The sequence below is a fragment of the Hypericibacter sp. genome (genome assembly GCF_050729195.1).
In the GTDB taxonomy this organism is placed as follows: domain Bacteria; phylum Pseudomonadota; class Alphaproteobacteria; order Dongiales; family Dongiaceae; genus Hypericibacter.
Genome location: NZ_JBOHKS010000253.1, coordinates 1 through 20,576 on the forward strand (window position 1 = coordinate 1; position 20,576 = coordinate 20,576).

Annotated in this window: 19 protein-coding genes and 1 riboswitch; of the genes, 12 read left to right on the top strand and 7 right to left on the bottom strand. The window is 65.7% G+C overall.

Annotated elements, in window-relative coordinates; genetic code table 11:
• Positions 1-99: 99 nt before the first annotated feature.
• Entirely contained in the window at positions 100-726 is a 627-nt protein-coding gene (locus ACREE8_RS20335) for a DNA-3-methyladenine glycosylase family protein (RefSeq protein WP_431574839.1), read from the bottom strand.
• A 124-nt stretch (positions 727-850) separates the two neighbouring features.
• Here ACREE8_RS20335 and gluQRS point away from each other — a divergent pair, with 124 nt between their 5' ends.
• Entirely contained in the window at positions 851-1,729 is an 879-nt protein-coding gene (gene gluQRS / locus ACREE8_RS20340; RefSeq protein ID WP_431574840.1) for a tRNA glutamyl-Q(34) synthetase GluQRS, read from the top strand.
• A gap of 74 nt (positions 1,730-1,803) precedes the next feature.
• A complete protein-coding gene (locus tag ACREE8_RS20345) occupies positions 1,804-2,490 on the top strand; it encodes a TerC family protein (RefSeq protein ID WP_431574841.1) in 687 nt (228 codons plus the stop codon).
• A 17-nt stretch (positions 2,491-2,507) separates the two neighbouring features.
• Here the strand turns inward: ACREE8_RS20345 and ACREE8_RS20350 are convergent, their stop codons facing one another.
• Together ACREE8_RS20350 and ACREE8_RS20355 are read right to left on the bottom strand one after the other, a co-directional pair.
• On the bottom strand, positions 2,508-3,374 hold the full coding sequence (locus ACREE8_RS20350) for a DUF4743 domain-containing protein (RefSeq protein ID WP_431574842.1): 867 nt from the start codon (positions 3,372-3,374) through the stop codon (positions 2,508-2,510).
• An 89-nt stretch (positions 3,375-3,463) separates the two neighbouring features.
• Entirely contained in the window at positions 3,464-3,826 is a 363-nt protein-coding gene (locus ACREE8_RS20355; protein ID WP_431574843.1) for a hypothetical protein, read from the bottom strand.
• Positions 3,827-4,185: 359 nt separating this feature from the next.
• On the opposite strand from ACREE8_RS20355, the gene ACREE8_RS20360 reads away from it, so the two are divergent.
• The 4 genes from ACREE8_RS20360 to ACREE8_RS20375 all read left to right on the top strand — a co-directional run bounded on the left by ACREE8_RS20360 (position 4,186) and on the right by ACREE8_RS20375 (position 8,457).
• Entirely contained in the window at positions 4,186-4,890 is a 705-nt protein-coding gene (locus ACREE8_RS20360; RefSeq protein ID WP_431574844.1) for a TIGR02281 family clan AA aspartic protease, read from the top strand.
• A gap of 23 nt (positions 4,891-4,913) precedes the next feature.
• The gene (locus ACREE8_RS20365) at positions 4,914-5,480 is read left to right on the top strand and encodes a CHAP domain-containing protein (RefSeq protein WP_431574845.1); all 567 of its coding nucleotides are present in this window, start codon (positions 4,914-4,916) and stop codon (positions 5,478-5,480) included.
• Between the two features lie 301 nt (positions 5,481-5,781).
• Positions 5,782-6,237 (top strand): (2Fe-2S)-binding protein, encoded by a 456-nt coding sequence (locus tag ACREE8_RS20370; RefSeq protein WP_431574846.1) that lies wholly within the window; start codon positions 5,782-5,784, stop codon positions 6,235-6,237.
• 3 nt (positions 6,238-6,240) lie between these two features.
• Positions 6,241-8,457: a molybdopterin cofactor-binding domain-containing protein gene (locus ACREE8_RS20375; RefSeq protein WP_431574847.1), complete on the top strand. Its 2,217-nt coding sequence runs from the start codon at positions 6,241-6,243 to the stop codon at positions 8,455-8,457.
• Positions 8,458-8,703: 246 nt separating this feature from the next.
• Here the strand turns inward: ACREE8_RS20375 and ACREE8_RS20380 are convergent, their stop codons facing one another.
• Together ACREE8_RS20380 and ACREE8_RS20385 are read right to left on the bottom strand one after the other, a co-directional pair.
• Complete coding sequence (locus ACREE8_RS20380; RefSeq protein ID WP_431574848.1) at positions 8,704-9,114, bottom strand: GFA family protein; 411 nt, start codon at positions 9,112-9,114, stop codon at positions 8,704-8,706.
• Between the two features lie 13 nt (positions 9,115-9,127).
• Positions 9,128-11,158 (bottom strand): methylmalonyl-CoA mutase family protein, encoded by a 2,031-nt coding sequence (locus tag ACREE8_RS20385; protein ID WP_431574849.1) that lies wholly within the window; start codon positions 11,156-11,158, stop codon positions 9,128-9,130.
• A 188-nt stretch (positions 11,159-11,346) separates the two neighbouring features.
• Here ACREE8_RS20385 and ACREE8_RS20390 point away from each other — a divergent pair, with 188 nt between their 5' ends.
• Positions 11,347-12,189, top strand: a complete 843-nt coding sequence (locus ACREE8_RS20390) for a hypothetical protein (protein ID WP_431574850.1) — start codon at positions 11,347-11,349, stop codon at positions 12,187-12,189.
• Between the two features lie 78 nt (positions 12,190-12,267).
• Positions 12,268-12,759 carry a hypothetical protein gene (locus ACREE8_RS20395; protein WP_431574851.1) on the top strand — a complete coding sequence of 164 codons (492 nt, stop codon included), beginning with the start codon at positions 12,268-12,270 and terminating at the stop codon, positions 12,757-12,759.
• A gap of 5 nt (positions 12,760-12,764) precedes the next feature.
• Here the strand turns inward: ACREE8_RS20395 and ACREE8_RS20400 are convergent, their stop codons facing one another.
• Positions 12,765-13,685 carry a homoserine O-succinyltransferase gene (locus tag ACREE8_RS20400; RefSeq protein WP_431574856.1) on the bottom strand — a complete coding sequence of 307 codons (921 nt, stop codon included), beginning with the start codon at positions 13,683-13,685 and terminating at the stop codon, positions 12,765-12,767.
• 127 nt (positions 13,686-13,812) lie between these two features.
• Positions 13,813-14,961 carry an O-succinylhomoserine sulfhydrylase gene (gene metZ / locus ACREE8_RS20405; RefSeq protein WP_431574857.1) on the bottom strand — a complete coding sequence of 383 codons (1,149 nt, stop codon included), beginning with the start codon at positions 14,959-14,961 and terminating at the stop codon, positions 13,813-13,815.
• A 207-nt stretch (positions 14,962-15,168) separates the two neighbouring features.
• Positions 15,169-15,243: riboswitch (SAM riboswitch) on the bottom strand.
• A 277-nt stretch (positions 15,244-15,520) separates the two neighbouring features.
• Here metZ and ACREE8_RS20410 point away from each other — a divergent pair.
• From ACREE8_RS20410 to ccrA, 4 genes are all read left to right on the top strand, one after another.
• Positions 15,521-16,414, top strand: a complete 894-nt coding sequence (locus ACREE8_RS20410) for a nuclear transport factor 2 family protein (protein ID WP_431574852.1) — start codon at positions 15,521-15,523, stop codon at positions 16,412-16,414.
• Between the two features lie 278 nt (positions 16,415-16,692).
• Entirely contained in the window at positions 16,693-17,859 is a 1,167-nt protein-coding gene (locus tag ACREE8_RS20415; protein ID WP_431574853.1) for a YjgN family protein, read from the top strand.
• A gap of 34 nt (positions 17,860-17,893) precedes the next feature.
• Positions 17,894-19,225, top strand: a complete 1,332-nt coding sequence (locus tag ACREE8_RS20420) for a M48 family metallopeptidase (protein WP_431574854.1) — start codon at positions 17,894-17,896, stop codon at positions 19,223-19,225.
• 325 nt (positions 19,226-19,550) lie between these two features.
• Positions 19,551-20,576, top strand: a 1,026-nt coding sequence (gene ccrA / locus ACREE8_RS20425) for a crotonyl-CoA carboxylase/reductase (RefSeq protein WP_431574855.1), incomplete at its 3' end; no start/stop codon positions are given.

Here is a 20,576-nt window from a genome sequence, read left to right on the forward strand (position 1 = left end):
CCCTTGCGGGAGGGGGTAGGGGGAGGGGTTGTTTCAGGATGAAGCCGTGACAGCGCTCTTGGTCTCACCTGAAGCTTAGAATCAGAGCGCAGCGATCATTCAAAGAGGCGCCTTGCGGTAGTAGTGCCAGAGGAAGCGCGCGGCGATGGAGCGCCAAGGGCGCCAGGGCTCGGCCAGTTCGAGCAGGTCGCGCGGCCGGGGCCGGGCCTCGAGGCGCTTCAGCCGCTGCGCCGCGACCAGGAGCGCCAGATCGCCCGCCGGCATGACGTCGGGCCGGCCCAGCGCGAACAGCAGATAGACCTCCGCGGTCCAAGGGCCGATGCCGTCGACGGCGGTGAGGGCCGCCAGCGCCTCGGGATCCTCCATCGTCTCGAGCGCGTCCAGATCGAGCGTCTTGCGCTTGACCGCCTCGGCGAGGGACCGGGCAAAGCGCATCTTCTGTCGGCTCAACCCCACCTGGGCCATGTCATGGTCGGTCAGCCGCAACAGCCGCCCGGGGGTGGGTTCCACCAGCCTGGCCTCGAGCCGGTCCCAGATCGCGCGGGCCGACGCGACCGAGAGTTGCTGGCCCATGATGATGCGCAACAGCCCGGAAAAACCCGCCTCGGACGAGCGCGAGGGCGGCGGCCCGATCTCGAGCAGGCTTCGGGCCAGGTCGTCATCGGCCGAGGCCAGGTGCGCCAGCGCGGTTTTGAGCTTTCGCCCCTTGATCTCGAATCCCGTCATCCCGATCTATGCCCCTGTGCCGAGCGTGGTTTAGTGGGGGCTAACCTAGCGCGCGCGGGAACCCCCATGGATTGCGCCCTCCTTTACGCTTCCAGGTCTTCCCGGAACAAGCGCATCCCTTTGCATGTCCGATTCGGAAACGGTCACCCGCTTCGCCCCCAGCCCCACCGGACGGCTGCATCTGGGTCATGCCTTTTCGGCGCTGACCGCCTATGCAGCGGCGCGCCATGCCCAGGGACGATTCCTGCTGCGGATCGAGGATATCGACCAGGGCCGCTGCCGTCCCGAGTTCGAGCAGGCGATCTATGACGATCTGGCGTGGCTTGGGCTCGATTGGAAACGGCCGGTGCGCCGCCAGTCCGACCATTTCGACTCCTATCGCGAGGCGCTCGACCGGCTCCAGGAGATGGGGCTGGTCTATCCCTGCTTCTGCACCCGCAAAGAGATCGCGGCCGAGATCGCCGCAGCGGACAGCGCCCCCCATGGCCCCGACGGGCCGCTCTATCCCGGCACCTGCCGTCATCTGCCGCCGTCCGAACGCGAGCGGCGCCAATCGAGCGGCGCGGCGTTCGCCCTGCGCCTCGATGCGGCGGCGACGGCCGCGAAAGCGGGACCGCTGCGCTGGGTCGAGCAGGGCAAGGGCGAGATCGCGGTCGATCCTCTCCTCCATGGCGACGTCGTGATCGCGCGCAAGGACATCCCGACCAGCTACCATCTCGCGGTCACGCTGGACGATTGGATCCAGGGCGTCACCCTCGTCACGCGCGGCGAGGACCTGCTGCCCGCGACCCATATCCATCGGCTGTTGCAGGCGGTGCTGGGTCTGCCGGTCCCTGAATATCGCCACCACAAGCTTCTGACCGACGAGACCGGCAAGCGCCTCGCGAAACGCGACGGCGCCGAAGGCCTCGCCAGTCTGCGCCAGAAGGGCGCCGACCCCGCCGGGATTCGTGCCCGGCTGGGCTTCGGCGACCTGGCTGTCGCCGCTCCAACACTTACTTAACCGGCCAAGCCGCAGACTCCGGAGAGCACCATGCGCCGCCTTTCGACCCCCGCCCCGTTCCGGATGGCTCCCTGATGGATTTCACGATCACGCTGTCCGAGGTCACCGCCTTCCTCCAGGTCATCATGGTCGACCTGGTGCTGGCGGGCGACAACGCCATCGTCGTCGGCGTGGTCGCGGCCTCGCTGCCCAAGGAACAGCGCGCACGCGTGATCTTCCTCGGCATCGCGGTGGCGACCGTGATGCGCGTCGGCTTCGCCGTCATCACCACGCAGCTCCTGCAGATCATCGGCCTCACGCTCGCGGGCGGGCTGCTGCTGCTCTGGGTCTGCTGGAAGCTCTGGCGTGAGGTCGAATCCCAGCGCAAGGAACGCAAGGCCGAAGCGGCCCTCGCCGCCGCGGCCGCCGGCGGCGGAAGCGTGACGGGCGAGCATGCGCATCCTCATGGCCATGCGAAACCGCCGCCGAAGAGCATGGGCAAGGCGGTGATGCAGATCGTGCTCGCCGATCTGTCGATGTCGCTCGACAATGTGCTCGCGGTCGCGGGTATCGCGCGCGACCATGCCTGGGTGCTGGTGTTCGGTCTGGTGCTGTCGGTGGCGCTGATGGGTGCCGCGGCGACACTGATCGCCAACCTGCTGCGACGCTGGCCCTGGCTCGTTTATATCGGGCTCGCGATCATCCTCGTTGTGGCTTGCAAAATGATCTATGAAGACTCGATCAACGTCTATAATGCAGCACCGCTGTCGGAGCTATTTTAGAAGCCGGGTTTGCGACGTCATTGCATTGGAAAGTGATCGCGGATCCGCAGATTGAGCACGATCTCCGGATAGGTCGGGTCCTCCGGCGCGATGAAGCCGTGGCGCACGAGGAAGTCGATGATCACCATCGCGACGTTGAACTTGAATTCCTCGGTCGTCGCCAGGACCTCGATCACGCGCTCGATCGGCCAGAGATAGAACTCCTCGATCTCGCCGTCGGTGTTCACCGGCGTGAAATCCTCGCCAAGCGCGATGTCGTAGCAGAACAGCACGTCGTTGCGGATGCCCTCGTGATTGCGGATCAGGTAGGAGGTGAAGCCGACGGGCCGTGACTGGTGCGCGAGCTCGGCGCTCATCGCCGCCTCTTCCGCGCATTCCTTGATCAGGTTTTCCATCAGCGACAGCCCGATCGGCTGGCCGCCGGCGACGACATGATCGAGCTTCAGGGGTCCCGTCGCCTTGTTCCGCGAGCGCCGCCCGATCCACATCTTCATGTCGGAACCCGAGCCGACATAGCCGTTGAGATGGACGCCATAGGCCAGGGTCCCGAAGGACGGCACGGCCGAGCGTTCCAGCCCCAGCAGCGGTTTGTCGTAGAAGGACTTCGCGACCGGATAACGCTCGTTGCGGAATTTCGGCAGGCCGCCCTCGCGCGCGAGCGCCTCGACGACGCCGGCGAGCGCGTCGCTGCGGCGCTCATAGCTGTCATAGCGATCCTTGAGCCGCACCGCCGCTTCATCGATCTCGAACACCGCCGGAAATTCCTCCAGGCGCTCCGCGAAGGCCGGCAGGATCCAGCCCAGCCTCTCGCCCTCGATCATGAAGGATCGAAGCGTCGAGAAATCGGGTTGGCGAAACAGGCGGATGCGATCGACCAGGCTCATGCGCGTGTCTCCGGCAGCGGGGGCCCGCGATCATACATCGAAGACCCGGCCCGCGAAGCGGCGAGAGCCAGCCCCTTCTCGGCGAGAGATCAGGCGCTGCGCTCGAAACGCTGCTGCTCGTCGGTGATGCAGGTCAGCACGCTGGCGACGAAGACGAGCTGGCGCAGCGAGCGGGCGATATGCTCCGCCTCGTCCGGGGTCAGCCCTGTGACCTGGAGATCGATCAGCAGCTCCTCGCGCTCGGGCTCTGTCACGACCGCATGGCAGCGGCTCGGCACCAGATCGCGCTTGGCGAAGAGCTCGAGCACGCGCGGCAGCATGCCGGGATCGGCAGCAGCCTGGACCGAGAAGCAATAAGTGGGACCCGCCCCGGTCGCCGTGTCGGCGACGGGTCGCGCGCTCGGGCGCGGGGCGGCGGTTCGGTGGCTAGGCGAGGGTTGGGGGGACAGCATGGCAATGAGACTCCGGGCGGACGGGAAGAAGGGCAGGCGCGACAACGACCGAACGCCCTACGGGCGCCCGGAGGCTAATTCGCGCGGCCATCATTCGCCCGCTGGTGGGGAGCTCATTGCTCATGGCGGAAAGGTTATCGGCCGGAGGGCCGTCCCGTCAATGCAAACCGCCCGAAAAACCAACCCGTCTGCGGCTTTAGGGCCCGTCGGGTGGTTTCATTGCGTGGAATGGCCGCAACAGGAACGATTGCTTTCGCCAGGCCCGGCGATTCATAGTCCCGTCCAGCGATTCGTGGTTAAGGCCAGCCACGGGGGAAACGATCGCGCCACCCGCCAATGGCCTGTTTGACGGAGATCGGATGCGCCGACCCTGGCTGCTTTATCTGATCGGCGCCATCGGGGTGGCGCTCCTGGTCTTCGGCCTCTCCCAACGTTTTCCCGGCGCGCTCGCACAGCAGAACAACCTGCCCCTCCTGGCCAGCATGCTGGGCTGGCTGGCGCTGGTCGGCGCCGGCGGCGTCACGATGTTCCGCCAGAAGCCGCGCAAGGCGATCCTGCAGATGGGCTTCTGGGTTGCCTTCATTTTGCTTCTGGTATTGGGCTACAGCTTCCAGCCTGAATTCTCCGCCATGATGTCACTCGTGAAAGCCAGGCTGACCGGCGCCCTCATTCCGGGCCAGGCGCAGGAACAGCCGGACGGCAGCGTCGTTTTCGCCCGCGCCAATGACGGTCACTTCCATGTGGAAGCGCTGGTCGACGGCGTCCGGATCAACTTCATGGTGGATACCGGCGCCTCCGGGATCATGCTGTCGCCGGCCGATGCGCACCGCCTGGGCTTCGACCCGGCCCAGCTCGATTACAGCATCGGCACCTCGACCGCGAACGGCAACGGACGCGCCGCCAGGGTGAGCCTGGGCTCGATCGCGATCGGTCCGATCCAGCGCGCCGGCATGACCGCCCTGGTCAATCAGGCGGAGATGGACGGCTCGCTGCTCGGCATGAGCTTCCTCGACAGCCTGGGCAGCTTCACGGTCGAAGGCGACAAGCTGGTGTTGCGCCAATGACACGCCGCCGCGACCCGAGGGGCATGGTCCTCATGACCTTCACCGGCGTGATGCTTCTGGGATCCTTCCTGGCGGCCTGCGAGCCCAAGCCCGCCGCCGTCACCGTATCGGCAACGCCGACCCCGATCATCGCGGCCCCGAGCCCGGTCACCTTCCAGCCCCCGGCCCCGCCGTCCGACGCTGCGCGAATGCAATGCGTCACCTATGCACGCGCGGTCACCGGCCTCGATCTCAAGGGCGACGCCTGGAGCTGGTGGGACGCGGCGGGAGGACGCTATGGGCGCGGGCCCGCCCCTTCGGTCTATTCGGTGCTGGTGCTGTCGCAGGGCGTGCGGCTTTCCCGCGGCCATGTCGCGGTGGTGCGCGAGGTGCTGGATTCCCGGCGCATCCGGGTCGATCACGCCAACTGGAACAATGACGAGCGCATCGTGAAGAACATGATGGTGGTCGATGTCTCGGCCGCCAATGACTGGACCGAGGTCAAGTTCTGGAACGAGAAGGCCAACAGCTGGGGCAATGTCTATCTGGCCTATGGATTCATCTATCCGCCCGGCACGGAACCCGACAGATCGGCTGCCCTGGCACCTTGAGCGCCATCGATCGAATTTAGCGGCACCCGCAGGTTAATTTCCGCGTGGTAACGAGGCCGCCGATGCCGTTCGCGTTACGATCGGTACCTGCGCCTCATATCGACCCTTGCCGATCGTCGATGCAGCGCCCATGTCACAAAAACGCGTCTTCGTCCGGCCGCACAGGGATGGCCGGACGTTTCAAATGAAACCAAGCCATGTTTGATTGTCGCCGATCCGATCCGGTTCAATGAATCCGAGGGATCGAGACGTCGCGTGGAACCGGGCGGGTTCACGTCTGTAATCTCGAGGGAGAGCCTGAATGATCACACTCAAGGTCAATGGCGAGACGCATAGCGTCGACGTCGACCCGCAGACGCCCCTGCTCTGGGTGCTGCGCGACACGATCGGCCTGACGGGGACCAAATATGGCTGCGGCATCGCCGCCTGCGGTGCCTGCACGGTCCATCTCGACGGCCAGGCCACCCGGTCCTGCTCGGTCGCGGTCGGCGATGTCGGCAACAGCGCCATCACCACCATCGAGGCGATCCAGGGCAAGGCCGCCCAGGCTGTCCAAGCCGCGTGGCAGAATCTCGATGTGGTCCAGTGCGGCTATTGCCAGTCGGGCCAGGTCATGGCCGCGACAGCGCTGCTGACGGAGAATGCGCGGCCGACCGATGCCGATATCGACGCCGCCATGACCAATATCTGTCGCTGCGCCACCTATCAACGGATCAGGTCCGCCATCCATGAGGCGGCCCGGCAGATGGAGATCTGAGCCATGCTGCCCTTCGATCGCTTCGCGCTCCGCCCGCACCGCGCCCCCAGCGCCTTCGCCACCACCAGCCGTCGCGGCTTCCTCAAGGCCGGTGCGCTCACCGGCGCCGGCCTTGTGATCGGTGCCCTGCTGCCCGGCGGGCGCATCACGGCGGCCCATGCGGCCGACGCCGATAGCCCCTTCGAGGGCTATATCGTCATCAACCCGGACAACAGCGTGACCGTGCTCTCGGCGCATTTCGAGATGGGCCAGGGCGCCTATACCGGTATTGCCACGCTGGTCGCCGAAGAACTCGATGCCGACTGGTCGCAGATGCGGGTCGAGGGCGCCTCGGGCAATCCGAAGCTCTACGGCAATCTGGCGCTCGGCGGCGCCTTCCAGATCACCGGCGGATCGACCGCCATGGCGAGCTCCTTCGATCGCTATCGCAAGGCGGGCGCCATGGCGCGGGCCATGCTGGTCGCGGCGGCGGCGCAGAGCTGGAACGTCCCGGCCGGCGAGATCAAGGTCGAGAAGGGCGTGCTCTCGCATACCAGCGGGCAGCAGGCGAATTTCGGCGCCCTGGCCGAGAAGGCTGCGACGATGAGCCCGCCCGGCGATGTCGGGTTCAAGGACGCCAAGGATTGGCGCTTGATCGGCGACGAGACGCTGCATCGGGTCGACCATGTGTCCAAGACCAACGGCAGCGCGCAGTTCCCGCTCGACGTGAAACTCGACGGCATGCTTTACGCGGTCGTGGCGCATCCGCCCTTGTTCGGCGCCACCGCCAAGAGCTTCGACGCGACGGCCGCCAAGGCGGTCAAGGGCGTGGTCGATGTGGTGCAGATCCCGCGCGGCGTCGCCGTGGTGGCGGACAGCACCTGGTCGGCCATGAAGGGCCGCGAGGCGCTCAAGGTCGAATGGGACAACAGCCAGGCCGAAACCCGCGGCAGCGCCGAGATCATGGCCGACTACAAGAAGCTGGCCGAAGGCACCGACGCCAAGGTCGCGCGTTCGGATGGCGATGTGGCGAAAGCGCTGACCGAGGCCACAAAGGTGATCGAAGCGGCTTACGAGTTCCCCTATCTCGCCCATGCGGCGATGGAGCCGCTCGATGCGGTCGCCTGGAAGCATGACGATGTGATCGAGGTCTGGGGCGGCCATCAGATGCCCGACACCTATCAGGCGATCACCGCGCAGATCGCGGAGCTGCCGCCGGAGAAGGTGAAGCTGCATGTGATGATGTCGGGCGGCAGCTTCGGCCGGCGCGCGGTGGCCGATGGCGACGTGGTGGCCGAGGCGGTCTCAACCGCCAAGGCGATCGGCTGGAAGGCGCCGGTGAAGCTGGTCTGGACCCGCGAGGACGACATGACCGGCGGGCGCTACCGGCCGATGTATTTTCACAAGATGAAGGCGGGCCTCGATGTGCAAGGCAAGATCATCGCCTGGCAGCACCGCATCGTCGGCCAGTCGATCCTGGGCGACACGCCGTTCAACGCCTGGGTCAAGGACGGGATCGATCCGACCTCGGTGGAAGGCGCGGCCAATCTGCCCTATGCCATTCCCAACATGACCGTCGATCTGGTGACCGCCAAAGCGGGCGTGCCGGTGCTGTGGTGGCGCTCGGTCGGCAGCACCCACACGGCCTATTCGTCGGAGGTCTTCATCGACGAGCTGGCGCATGAGGCCGGCAAGGACCCGATCGAGTTCCGCCTCGGGCTGCTCGAGGACCATCCGCGCCATCGCGCCGTGCTCGAGAAGGTGCGCGATGCCTCGGGCTGGGGCAACGAGCTCGGCAACGGCAAGGGCCGCGGCGTGGCGGTGGCCGAATCCTTCGGCAGTTTCGTCGCGCAAGTGGCCGAGATCAGCATCGAGAAGGGAACGATCAAGGTCGAGCGCGTGGTCTGCGCCGTCGATTGCGGCACCGCCATCAATCCCAACGTGATCAAGGCGCAGATGGAAGGCGGCATCGGCTTCGGCCTCGGCGCCATCCTCAAGGGCGAGATCACGCTCGAGGGCGGCGCCGTGCAGCAGACCAACTTCGACGGCTACGAGGTGCTGCATATGGAAGAGATGCCGCAGGTCGATGTGCATATCATCGCCTCGACCGAAAAGCCCACCGGTGTGGGCGAGCCCGGCGTCCCTCCAATCGGCCCCGCCATCGCCAACGCCGTCTTCTCGGTGACCGGCAAGCGCGTCCGCGTTCTGCCGATGAGCAAGACGGATCTGAGCGCGACGTAACAGGCAAAAGCGGAAAGCGCTCACGCACTTACTCAACTCTACCTCTCCCCCACGAAAGTGGGGGAGAGGATTGCGCAGAGCTATTCGCCGCGCCGCAGCGCCTCTATCGTCATCCTGGCGAAGGCCAGGATCCATGAACACCCATCGAACAAGAATAGGAACGGTCCGTGTTCATGGATGCCGGCCGTAGCCTGTCCTCGTGCGCGCCTACGGCGCGACACGGGGGCCGGCATGACAACACGCCCGCTAAAATTCCGGATTGTTCTCCGGGTGGCTCTCGAGATTCATCGCAAGCTTCACCCAGGGGAGTTTCACCGCGGCCCAGCCTTCGGCGGTCGGCGTGAAGCGCTCGGGCTCGTCGAGGCTGCCGATCAGCACGCCGACGAGGTCGGGCGTCGGACCACCGACCATTGCCATCTGCGAGCCGCAGTTGCCGCAGAAATAGCGTGTCGCGTCTTTCGAGGATCGATAGGCGGCGGGCTTGCCCTGGGTCCAACGGAAGCCGGCATAAGGTACGGCGATCCAGGCGATGAAGGGTGCGCCCGCGCTCTTGCGGCACATGGCGCAATGACAGATGTCGGCGAGCTTCGGCTCCGCCTCGACGCGATAACGCACCGCACCGCAGAGACAGCCACCTTCCGCCGGACGAAATGCCATGCGTTCGTCTCCCTCAGGCCGCTTCCTTGAAGACGCGATCCACCAGCTCGACGATGTCGGCCATGATCGCGTTCAGGTCGTAATGCTTGGGCGTGTAGACGCGCGCGACGCCCGCCGCCTTGAGCTTGGCCTCGTCCTCGGGCGGGATGATGCCGCCAACCACGACCGGCAGCTCGCCCAGGCCCAGCGCCTCGAGGCGCGCCATCACCTCGCTCACCAGCGCCACATGGCCGCCGGAGAGGATCGAGAGCCCCACCACATGCACGCCCTCCTCGAGCGCCGCATTGGCGATCTGCGCCGGCGTCAGGCGGATGCCCTCATAGACGACCTCGAAACCGGCGTCGCGCGCGCGCACTGCGATCTGCTCGGCGCCGTTCGAATGGCCGTCGAGGCCGGGCTTGCCGACCAGCATCTTCAAGCGGCGGCCCAGCCGTGACGACACCTGCTCGACGCGGCCGCGAACCTGTTTCAACGCCTCGCCGCCCGCGGCACTGACCGCGCGGCCGACACCCGTGGGCGCGCGATACTCGCCATAGACCTCGCGCAGTGCCTGGCCCCATTCGCCGGTGGTGACGCCGGCATGGGCACAGGCGATCGAGGGCTCCATCACATTGCGGCCTTCCTTGGCGGCGCGCTTGAGCTCGTCGAGAGCGCTTTGCGCTTTCTTTGCATCGCGCGCGCCGCGCCAGGCCTGCAGCCGTTCGATCTGCTCCGCCTCGGCGCTGTCCTCGACCGCGAGAAAACCGGCACCGTCGCCCGCGACCAGGGGCGAAGGCGCGCTGTCGGCGAAGCGGTTGACGCCGACCACGGTCTGCTCGCCCGCCTCGATCGCGGCCAGGCGCCGGCTGTTCGATTCCACCAGCCGCTGTTTCATGTAGCTGGCCTCGACCGCGGCGATGGCGCCGCCCAGCGCATCGATGCGCGCGAGCTCGGCCAGGGCTTCGGCCTTCAGCGCCTCGACCTTGGCATCGATCACCGGCGAGCCGTCGAAGATGTCGCCGAATTCGAGGATGTCGGTCTCGTAGGCCACGATCTGCTGCAGCCGGATCGACCATTGCTGGTCCCAGGGCCGCGGCAGGCCCAGCGCCTCGTTCCAGGCCGGGAGCTGCACCGCGCGGGCGCGCGCCTTTTTCGACAGCACCACCGTCAGCATCTCGATCAGGATGCGATAGACATTGTTCTCGGGCTGCTGCTCGGTCAGGCCCAGCGAATTGACCTGCACGCCATAGCGGAAGCGGCGAAATTTCTCGTCCGTCACGCCATAGCGCGTCCGCGTGATCTCGTCCCAGAGATCGACGAAGGCGCGCATCTTGCAGATCTCGGTGATCATGCGGATGCCGGCATTGACGAAGAAGGAGACGCGGCCGACCACCTGCGGAAATTCCGCCGCCGGCACCTGGCCCGAGGCCTTCACCGCATCCAGCACCGCGATGGCCGTCGCCAAGGCAAAAGCCAGCTCCTGCACCGGCGTCGCGCCGGCTTCCTGCAGATGGTAGGAGCAGACATTGGTCGGATTCCATTTCGGCACGTCGCGATAGGCGAAGCTGATCACGTCGGTCGCGAGCTTGAGGCTCGGTGTCGGCGGATAGATGTAGGTTCCGCGCGAGAGATATTCCTTGATGATGTCGTTCTGCACCGTGCCCTGGAGCGACGCGCGCGGCAGGTTCTGGGTTTCCGCCAGCGCGATATAGAGCGCCAGCAACCAGGGTGCCGTCGCATTGATCGTCATGGAGGTGTTCATGCGGTCGAGCGGCAGCCCGTCGAAGAGGGTGCGCATGTCGCCCAGATGGCCGACCGGCACGCCGACCTTGCCGACCTCGCCCTTGGCCAGCGGATGGTCGCCGTCATAGCCGGTCTGGGTGGGCAGATCGAAGGCGACCGAGAGCCCCGTCTGGCCCCGCGCCAGGTTCTGGCGATAGAGCGCGTTCGAGGCCGCGGCCGAGCTGTGGCCGGAATAGGTGCGGATCAGCCAGGGCTCCTCGCGCGCGCCTTTGGCGCCGCCGCCCTCGCTGCCCCTGCCCTTCCCCGCCTTGTCGCCGCTCATGGTCCGTCCGGCTCCGTTTTCAGCCCGGCCAAGACCTTAGAGCCAGTCGATTGTGCGGTGCAATAGAACCCTGGACCGGTGCGGCAGCGGCCGAAGAATTAAAGCAGTCGTCGATCGGGATGAGTTTTGGCGACCGGGGCAAGAACGCGTACTTGTTAGCGGCGACGCGAGAAGAAGCAGGGGATTCGATGAACAGCGACGTCAACGCCGCGCCGGCTGCCAAACTGCCCGTCATCAGAACGATCGAAGAAGGTCTCGCCGCCCTGCGCCCGGTCTGGCGGCGGATCGCCTTGCAACTCTTCCTGTTTCTGCTGGTCGAAATCGCGGCCGGCACGCTTGCGGTCGTGACCTCGGGAAACGCCGAGCATTTCCTGCTCGGCAGGGATCGCTCGGAATCCAGCAGTTTCACTTACGCCCTCATCTTGATCGCCTACGGACTGGTCGCCCTCGTCATCTACATCAATCTCTCGCTGGGGACGACGAGGCTGGTGCTGTTCGAGGAGCCGCCCACCCTCGCCGGGCTGTTCCGCTGGGACCGCCGGCAATGGCGGCTGCTCGGCAATCTTCTCCTGGTAGGCTTGGCGGCGGCCGTGCCCGCGGTCGTCGGCGCCTTCATGACGCCTTCGCTGGGGCCGCTTCTCGCCACACCCATGGCCGTGCTCGCGGTTCAGGCGATCTACGGTCTCTGCTGGCTTTGGGCGGCAGGGTGGCTGCAACTGCTGCCCTCGATCGTGGCGAGCGACGGCAAGGGCAGCGCCCTCGATCTCGCCTGGAAAGTTTCAGCCGGCAATCGTCTGCGGCTGATGGGGCTCGCGATCTGTGCCTTCGCCGCCCACCTGCTGCTCACCGGAACAGGAATGCTCGCGTCCAATTTCCTTGCGGTCGATCTGCTGCCGATCCGCATCACCGGCCATCTGCTGGGCACGCTGGCCGGCAGCGCGATCTATGTCGTCTTCGCCGCCAGCGCCGCCGTCGCCTATCGGCGGCTGACAAGCCCGGTCGCCGATCAAGGCAGGGCGGACGTGATATAACCCTTATCCTGCTCAAGTCGAGCCGCGAGCCTTCGAGCCGGGGAGTTGAAACATTTGGCGAGAATCAGGGGAGCCGCTATGCGTAGAGCCACGACCATTCTCTTCGGCGCCATCGCCACGCTTCTGGTGAGCGCCACGGTCTCATTCACCCATGCGTTCGAGATGGACATTTCGGCTGCGGAAGCCGCACACCGCACGGGCGAAACTCTCCTCGCCGATGTGGCCGTCGGCGAGCGGGCGAGATTCACCTATTACCTGCTCCTGATCTGCAGGGACGAAACCAACTCGCTTTACGTTTCCACGGCGAGCCGCATCTACAAGAACGATGAAGACTATGACGGCTATATGAAGTTCTACGATGTCGAACGCCTTCCCAACGGCGGCGTCGCCCTGACCTCGGTGCCCTCCAGCAAGGAAAAGGATTCCCGAATCAGCATTTATCAGAGTCTGTCGGTTGTAGTGTCGTGCCAACTCTTGGCGCAGCTCGAGCTTTTCGACATGAAATCGCTCTTGCCGATCGACACCATCGACGGAAAAAAGAGCCTGAGCCAGCTGTTGCCGGCGCCCTGAAGCCGTCAGCTCTTCCCGATCGAACGGATGTCAAACGGTGCCGTTTGATAGATCTCGTTGATCCAGTTGGCGAACAGCAGATGGGCATGAGACCGCCAACGATTCTGGGGCGGTCGTGACGTATCGTCGTTCTGGAAATAGTTGAAGGGCAGCTTGATCGGAACCTCGGACTTGATGTCCCGGGAATACTCGTCCGCGAGCGACCCCGAATCATATTCGAGGTGATCGAGCACATAGAGACGCCGGAACCGGCTGTCCTCGACGATGCACACGCCCTTCTCGTCGGAATGCGCCAGCAGCGTCAGCTCCGGGCGGGCGGCGATGTCCGCGGCCCTGATCTCCGCCCAGCGCGATATCGGAATCAGGAAATCGTCGGAAAAGCCATGAAGATAGGGCGACGACGGCGCCATGATCTTCTGCCGGTAGACCCCGAACGCCTTCTCCGGAAGATGATGCTTCGGCACGCCGTGGAAATGGTGGAGTGCCGCCATGGCGCCCCAGCAGACATTCATCGTCGAATGGACGTTCGTCTGCGTCCAGTCGAAGATCTGCTGCATCTCCGGCCAATAGGTGACCTCCTCATAGGGGATCGTCTCGAGCGGCGTGCCGGTGATGATGAAGCCGTCGAACTTCCGGTCCTTCGCGTCTTCCCAGGTCTGGTAGAAGGCGAGCAGGTGGTCTTCCGAGGTGTTCCTGGTCTTGTGATTGCCGATCCGGACGAGCGAAAGCTCGATCTGCAGCGGCGAGGCGCCGAGAAGACGCGCCATCTGCAGCTCGGTCTTGATCTTGTTCGGCATGAGATTGAGCAGCCCGATCTGAAGCGGGCGGATGTCCTGGCGGATCGCCGCCGTCTCGGTCATCACGCGCACGCCCTCGTTCACCAGGGCGTCGAAGGCGGGCAGCTTGTCGGGAATCTTGATCGGCATCGGGGTCACCAGTAACAGACAATCGTTCGCCTCGGGCCCGCAGACGGCCTGTCAGCGATCTTCTCCCATCTGGATGCGGGCGCAGAATTGCTCCCGCGCGTCGGGGGGCGGCATCGGCGCCGGCCCGCTAGACCGCCTTCAGCGCCTGCGCCAGATCGGATTCCAGATCCTCGGCCGCCTCGAGCCCGACCGAGAGCCGCACCGTGCCGTCGAGGATACCCTGCTGCTTGCGCAGCTCGGGGCCCAGGCGCTGATGCGTCGTGGTCGCCGGATGCGTGGTCAGGCTCTTCGAATCGCCCAGATTGTTCGAGATCAGGATCAGCTTCAGCGCGTTGAGGAAGCGGAAGGCGCCGCCCTTGCCGCCCTTGAGATCGAAGGTGACGAGCGTCCCGCCGCTCTTCATCTGGCGCATCGCCAGCGCATGCTGCGGATGGCTCTTGAGCCCCGGATAGAGCACGGTCTCGATCTTCTTCTGGCCCGACAGGAACTCGGCGATGCGATGCGAGCTGGCGCATTGGCGCTGCAGGCGCAGATCGAGCGTCTCGAGCCCCTTGAGCAGGAGCCAGGCATTCATCGGCGAGAGCGAGGGGCCGGTGTGGCGCAGGAAGGGCTGCAGCTTGTCGTTGATGAAGGCGCGGCTGCCCAGCACGATGCCGCCCAGCGCCCTTCCCTGCCCGTCGATATGCTTGGTCGCGGAATAGACCACCACGTCGGCGCCATAGTCGAAGGGCTTCTGCAGCAGCGGCGTGGCGAACACATTGTCGACGATGACGCAGGCGCCCGCCTTGTGCGCGAGATCGCACACCGCCTTGAGATCGACGATGCGCAGGCCCGGGTTGGAGGGCGATTCGAGGAACACCGCCTGGGTCGGCTTCGACAACGCCTTGCGCCAGGCGCCGAGATCGCGCCCGTCCAGCAGCACCGTCTCGATCCCGTATTTCGGCAGGATCTCCGCCAGGATGTACTGGCAGGAGCCGAACAGCGCGTCGGACGACACCACGCGATCGCCGGCCTTGAGCTGGCAAGCGAGGCTCGCGAACACGGCGGCCATGCCGCTCGCGGTCGCGCGCGAATCCTCCGCGCCCTCGAGCAGCGCCATGCGGCTCTCGAACATCTGCACGGTCGGATTGGAGAAGCGCGAATAGACGAAGCGCGGCTTGGTGTTGGCGAAGGCGGCTTCCGCCTCCTCGGCCGTGCTGTAGACGAAGCCCGAGGTCATGTAGATCGCCTCGGCCGTCTCCTTGAAATCGGAGCGCAGCACGCCGCCATGGATCATGCGGGTATCGGGATGCCAGCTCGCCGGATCGGCGCCCGACCCGGTCAGGCCGGGTGCTGGGGCGATGCCGGCGGCCTTTGCCGCGGCGGTGGAAGGGCGCGTCTTCGAGCCCGAAATTCGCGGGCTCCTTCTCTGGACCATGGACATCTCCGCAAGGCCGGCAGAATCTGCCGAGCCAAAAAAAACCTCGACCGAAAAGGCCGAGGTTCAAAGCGTCCCTGGGCCTTTTAGCTGCTTATTTAACGTGGCCGCAAGCCGGCACAAATGACCACGGAAACTTGACTCCCGAGGGCGCCAAGATCGGCGGCAAGTATGGCCAGGGACGCGCGAATGTCAATCCCGGCGGAGCGCTCGGGCGGCGTCATCGCCCGCCCGGTGCATGTCGGAACACGCTGGGCACGCGCGATTGTTACAGGATTCCAAATGATTTTTTCGACGGCCGCCCTCGCCAGCGCCACGGGTCCCGGGCATTCTGGGGCCGGTGGTGGCCGGCATCGCGCAAGCAGGTATTCAAGGACCCGCCGATCGATGCCGGCGCAATGATGGGAGGACGATCGAGATGCTGAAATTCTGCGCGAGCGCCGGGCTCGCCGCGATGCTGCTGGCCGGCAGCGTTTCCTCGCCGGCCTGGGCTGCCGGCCCTGGCCCCGGCAAGGCCGACGGCACGCTGCGGCTCGACAAGGCGCCGACCACCCTGACGCAGGCCTATGCGCTCGAGGTGGTCGAGCTGCCGGAAATGCGCATGCCGAATTCGCCCGAACGTACGATCACGCTGATCCTCACCGACCGTCCGCTGCCGGGGCGGGTCGACGATATGAGCGCCATGGAGCAGGCCTATAACGGCCAGCTGCGCGGCCTCGTGATCGAGATCGACCCCGCCGCCAAGACGGTCGTCAGCGGCCGCACCCTGATCCCGCAGGACGAGCTGCCGCAATATTTCAGCATGAGCGGCGATTCCTCGGGAGTGGAGCTGACCGGCTTCACCGACGACAAGGGCATCATCACCGGCAAGATCAAGACCACCGCGCCGATGGAGGTGGTGAATTTCGACAACAAGCCGGGCCCAAAGGCCTACAGCTTCAACGTTATCTTCAACGCGGCGGTGGTCCCGGCGCCCAGGCTCACCGCAACCCTCGAGGGCGACCAGGCCAAGGCCAGCGAACAGGGCCAGACGCTGAAGCGTTTCCTCCAGGCGGTTGCCGACGGCAATCCCGACGCGCTCAAGGCCATCGTCATCAAGGACCACCCGGCGCTGACGATGCTCAATCCCGAAGGCATGGGACAGCTCAAGGAAATGATCTTCGCCGAGGGCAACAATGTCGATGGGATCTACGCCCTGCTGACGAAGGTCTATGTCTATGGCCAGACCGCGACCGTACTGCTGCGCCATCCCGACGGCTGGAGCAGCTTCCCCCTCGCGCTCGAGGATGGGAAATGGAAGATGGGGTATTGAGGGAGAGGGAGTAACCGCACCTCTTATTCTCTTTCCTCTCCCCCTCCTTGGAGAGGGGGTGCTGCCAGCGTGGGCGCGGCGTCAACGACAGAACGCGCTGCGACGTGAAGGCGTAAGTTCTTCGAGACCCCCTTCACCCTACCCTCTCCCCCGCTTCGTGGGTGGAGAGGTAAAGAGAAAATGCGGCCGCGGAATCGCCTCCCCATACCCGTGCATGACAAGCAAGGGGAAGGCTGCTCTAATCCCATGATCACAACCATCCGCTGCAGGGGGAAACGATGGCGGACGTGCAGATGGCAGGGGGGCCGGCGGGGCCGGCCGCCGGGACTCAGCGACTGGTCTATGACGGCACGCTGTTCCAGCTCTACGAAATCTATCTTCTGAATCTCGTCCTGACCGTCATCACCCTGGGCATCTTCCGCTTCTGGGCGAAGACGCGGATCCGCCGCTATGTCTGGTCGCATGTGAGCTTCCAGGGCGACCGGCTCGAATATACCGGCACCGGCGGCGAGCTCTTCAAGGGCTTCCTGATCGTACTGGGCTTCCTTTTCGCGTTCGGCATTCTGCAGGTGGCGCTGCAGTTCGCCTTGGGACCGGATTCGCCGATCGCGATCGTCACGCAGTTCGCCTTCCTCTTCTTCATCATCTATCTGTCGCTGGTCGCGCATTACACGGCGCAGAATTATCGCCTGACCCGCACCTATTGGCGCGGCGTGCGCGGTGGCATGACGGGCTCGGGCTGGAGCTATGGCTTCAAGGCGCTGGGCCTGTCGCTGCTGCTGCCGCTGACGCTCGGATTGGCGCGGCCCTGGGTCACCTCGAAGCTGATGAACTGGCGGGCCAATGCGAGCTGGTTCGGCAGCGAGCGGCTGCAGCTCGAGCTGCGGGCGGGGCCGCTCTATGCCGCCTTTTTCGTCAGCCTGGTGCTGACCTTCGCCCTCGCCGCGGTCTTCGTCGGCGGGATCCTCGGCATCGCCTATGCCGCGGGCTGGCTCGATATCCAGGGCCTCCAGGCTTACATCCAGCAGCAGCAAACCTATCAGACAGAGCCGGACGAGGCACAGATCCAGCTCATCATCCGGCTCATCGTCGTCGGCTATCTCGCCGCCATTGTCGGCCTCGGGCTCTCCTATCTGATCGGCTGGGCGTTCTATTTCGCCACCCTCTACCGGGCAACAGCCGCGGCCGCGCGGTTCGCCAGCCTGCGCTTCGCCAGCACCGCCACGACCGGCGGCCTGATCGGGCTTTGGGTCGGCAATGCCGCGATCTACCTCGTGACCCTGGGCTTCGGCTTTCCGATCCTGATCCAGCGCACGATGCGTTTCATCGCCCGCAATCTCGAGATCCAGGGCGAGCTCGACGGGGCGGCGCTGACCCAATCGACCATCGCCCGGCCGCGCTTCGGCGAGGGGCTGTTGGAAGCCTTCGATCCAGGTATGTTCTAGTTCGATCGATTTCCCAGCGAGGGCGGCAGGAACGGTGACGAACCAGGGCCCATCCGCATCGAGTGCCAAGGCCGGCGAGGCGCCCGACCGCTATTATGACGGCCGCAATGCGGTGGCCCATCCGGTGCGCGTCAATGTCACCGGCAGCAAGCTCAAGATCGTCGGCGTCGGCGCCCAGCTGCTCGCGGAGTGGCCGCTCGCGGAGATCGAAACCATCGACCGGCGCTCGACCGACGGGGCGATGACCTTCGCGCGGACGAGCGCGATGCGCAAAGGCGACGGCGCGCGGCTGATCCTGGCCGACACCGGCGCCCGCAATCTGTTGCTGACGATGCGTCCCGAGCTGGGGCAATGGAAGCGGCAGCGGAGCCATCGCGGCCTGAGGCGCGCGGTGGTCTGGGGCGGCATCATCGCCGGCCTGCTCGCGGCCTTCTATTTCGGCTTCCCCTTTGCCGCGGCCGAGCTGGCGCAGACCATGCCGCGGCGCTGGGAGATGCCGTTCGGCCAGGCGATGCGCAACGCCTTCGTCTCGCTGGCACCCACCTGCCATGGCGAGGACGGGGTCGCGGCCCTCGAAGGCCTGCTCACCCGCCTGGCGCCGGACGAGATCGAGGACCCGCCGCTGACGCTCGACGTGGTCGACGGCAAGATGGTCAATGCCTTCGCGCTGCCCGGCAATCATATCGTCGTGTTTCGCGGCCTGATCGACAAGGCGGGGTCGGGCGACGAGGTCGCCGGCGTTCTCGCCCATGAGCTGGCCCATCTCGATCTGCGCCACCCGATGCAGAACGCGATCCAGCAGGTCGGCCTCGGCGCCGTGCTCACCATGCTGCTGGGCAGCGGCGACATGGGCAGCGTCGGCCAGGTGCTGGTGGGCTTCACCTATACGCGACAGATGGAGGCGGATGCCGACAGCCGCGGTGTCGAGCTGCTCGAAAATGCGGGTCTGCGCGCCGACGGGCTTGCCGGCTTCTTCCGCCGGCTGGGGCCGGAGGAGAGCGAGGGCATCCTGCCCGACTGGCTCGCGAGCCATCCGGGCCTCGCCGACCGCATCGCCGCCACCGACCGGCCCGCCACCGGCGAGCATGCCTTCACCGCCGCGCAATGGACCGCCGTGAAATCGGTCTGCAGCGGCAGCAATAGCGGGACGGTCAGCACGACCGACAGCGACGCCGGGACCGGCAGTGACGCCGCTCCTGAAAGCGACAGCGGGGTCGACAATGGCGGCAGCGGCACCGTCGAGGATAGCGGCGCCGGCACCGTCGAGGACAGTGGCGCCGGCACTGTCGCGACGCCCGACGACAGCGGCATCGGCAAGCCCGTCAGCGGCGCCCCCCGGATCAAGCCGACGAAATCCAATCACTGAGCCGCGCGGGTGCCCTCCCGGCATCGCGCCGGGCGCTTTCCGAACTCGACAGGGCAATGCTGCAAGCGCACTATTGCGATGCAATATCGCGGGTTTTTCCGGGCTCGATATCGGCCTCGCCATATCGATTATGATGTTTATCGACCATCTATTGTAATATTCAGTCCATTATGTGCCGATTGTCGTAACAATCTGCATTTTTGTGCATTGCAAACGGAACCGCGAGCCGGTACATCCGTTTCCCGATCGCCGCGGCATCTATCGGGAAGCCAGCCCCAGACCGGGCCGGGGATGCCAGGCGGACCCATCGAAGGAGGGTGGTCTGATGAGCGAGCCAGCGAAGGTGGTGCCCCTGCGCGCCGAGCCCCAGCAACCGGTGAAGGATCTCTACGAGGTCGGCGAGATTCCGCCGCTGGGCCATGTCCCGGCGCGGATGTATGCCTGGGCGATCCGGCGCGAGCGCCATGGCGAGCCCGAGAGCGCGATGAAGGTCGAGGCGGTCGCCACCCCCACCCTCGACAGCCATGACGTGCTTGTCATGGTGATGGCCGCGGGCGTCAACTACAACGGCGTCTGGGCGGCGCTGGGCACGCCCATCTCGCCCTTCGACGTGCACAAGGCCGAGTATCACATCGCCGGCTCGGATGCCGCCGGCATCGTCTGGGCTGTCGGCTCCAAGGTGAAGCGCTGGAAGGTCGGCGACGAGGTCGTGGTCCATTGCAACCAGGACGACGGCGACGACGAGGAATGCAATGGCGGCGATCCGATGTTCTCGCCCTCGCAGCGCATCTGGGGCTATGAGACGCCGGACGGTTCCTTCGCGCAGTTCGCGCGCGTGCAGGATCGCCAGCTCATGCACCGCCCCAAGCATCTCACCTGGGAAGAGAGCGGCTGCTATGTGCTGACGCTCGCGACCGCCTATCGCATGCTGTTCGGCCATCGTCCGCATATCCTGCGGCCGGGTCACAATGTGCTGGTCTGGGGCGCCTCGGGCGGCCTCGGCTCGATGGCGGTGCAGCTGATCTCGACCGCGGGCGCCAATGCCATCGGCGTCATCTCGGACGAGAGCAAGCGCGACTTCGTGATGCAGCTCGGCGCCAAGGGCCTCGTCAATCGCAACAACTTCAAATGCTGGGGCCAGCTGCCCAAGGTGAACGGGCCCGAGTTCAACGACTATATGAAGGAATGCCGCAAGTTCGGCGCCGCCATCTGGCAGGTGACGGGCAAGGGCAACGATGTCGATTTCGTGTTCGAGCATCCGGGCGAGGCGACGTTCCCGGTCTCCTGCTTCGTGGTGAAGCGCGGCGGCATGGTGGTCTTCTGCGCCGGCACCACCGGCTACAACCTCACG

Coding starts and splice junctions, on each gene's coding strand:
- ACREE8_RS20350 (WP_431574842.1), bottom strand. CDS start 3,374: ATGAGCCTGGTCGATCGCATCCGCCTGTTTCGCCAACCCGATTTCTCG.
- ACREE8_RS20360 (WP_431574844.1), top strand. CDS start 4,186: ATGCGCCGACCCTGGCTGCTTTATCTGATCGGCGCCATCGGGGTGGCG.
- ACREE8_RS20380 (WP_431574848.1), bottom strand. CDS start 9,114: ATGGCATTTCGTCCGGCGGAAGGTGGCTGTCTCTGCGGTGCGGTGCGT.
- ACREE8_RS20365 (WP_431574845.1), top strand. CDS start 4,914: ATGGTCCTCATGACCTTCACCGGCGTGATGCTTCTGGGATCCTTCCTG.
- ACREE8_RS20415 (WP_431574853.1), top strand. CDS start 16,693: ATGGCGGACGTGCAGATGGCAGGGGGGCCGGCGGGGCCGGCCGCCGGG.
- gluQRS (WP_431574840.1), top strand. CDS start 851: ATGTCCGATTCGGAAACGGTCACCCGCTTCGCCCCCAGCCCCACCGGA.
- ACREE8_RS20355 (WP_431574843.1), bottom strand. CDS start 3,826: ATGCTGTCCCCCCAACCCTCGCCTAGCCACCGAACCGCCGCCCCGCGC.
- ACREE8_RS20335 (WP_431574839.1), bottom strand. CDS start 726: ATGACGGGATTCGAGATCAAGGGGCGAAAGCTCAAAACCGCGCTGGCG.
- ACREE8_RS20370 (WP_431574846.1), top strand. CDS start 5,782: ATGATCACACTCAAGGTCAATGGCGAGACGCATAGCGTCGACGTCGAC.
- ACREE8_RS20400 (WP_431574856.1), bottom strand. CDS start 13,685: ATGCCGATCAAGATTCCCGACAAGCTGCCCGCCTTCGACGCCCTGGTG.
- metZ (WP_431574857.1), bottom strand. CDS start 14,961: ATGATCCATGGCGGCGTGCTGCGCTCCGATTTCAAGGAGACGGCCGAG.
- ACREE8_RS20385 (WP_431574849.1), bottom strand. CDS start 11,158: ATGAGCGGCGACAAGGCGGGGAAGGGCAGGGGCAGCGAGGGCGGCGGC.
- ACREE8_RS20395 (WP_431574851.1), top strand. CDS start 12,268: ATGCGTAGAGCCACGACCATTCTCTTCGGCGCCATCGCCACGCTTCTG.
- ACREE8_RS20410 (WP_431574852.1), top strand. CDS start 15,521: ATGCTGAAATTCTGCGCGAGCGCCGGGCTCGCCGCGATGCTGCTGGCC.
- ACREE8_RS20390 (WP_431574850.1), top strand. CDS start 11,347: ATGAACAGCGACGTCAACGCCGCGCCGGCTGCCAAACTGCCCGTCATC.
- ACREE8_RS20345 (WP_431574841.1), top strand. CDS start 1,804: ATGGATTTCACGATCACGCTGTCCGAGGTCACCGCCTTCCTCCAGGTC.
- ACREE8_RS20375 (WP_431574847.1), top strand. CDS start 6,241: ATGCTGCCCTTCGATCGCTTCGCGCTCCGCCCGCACCGCGCCCCCAGC.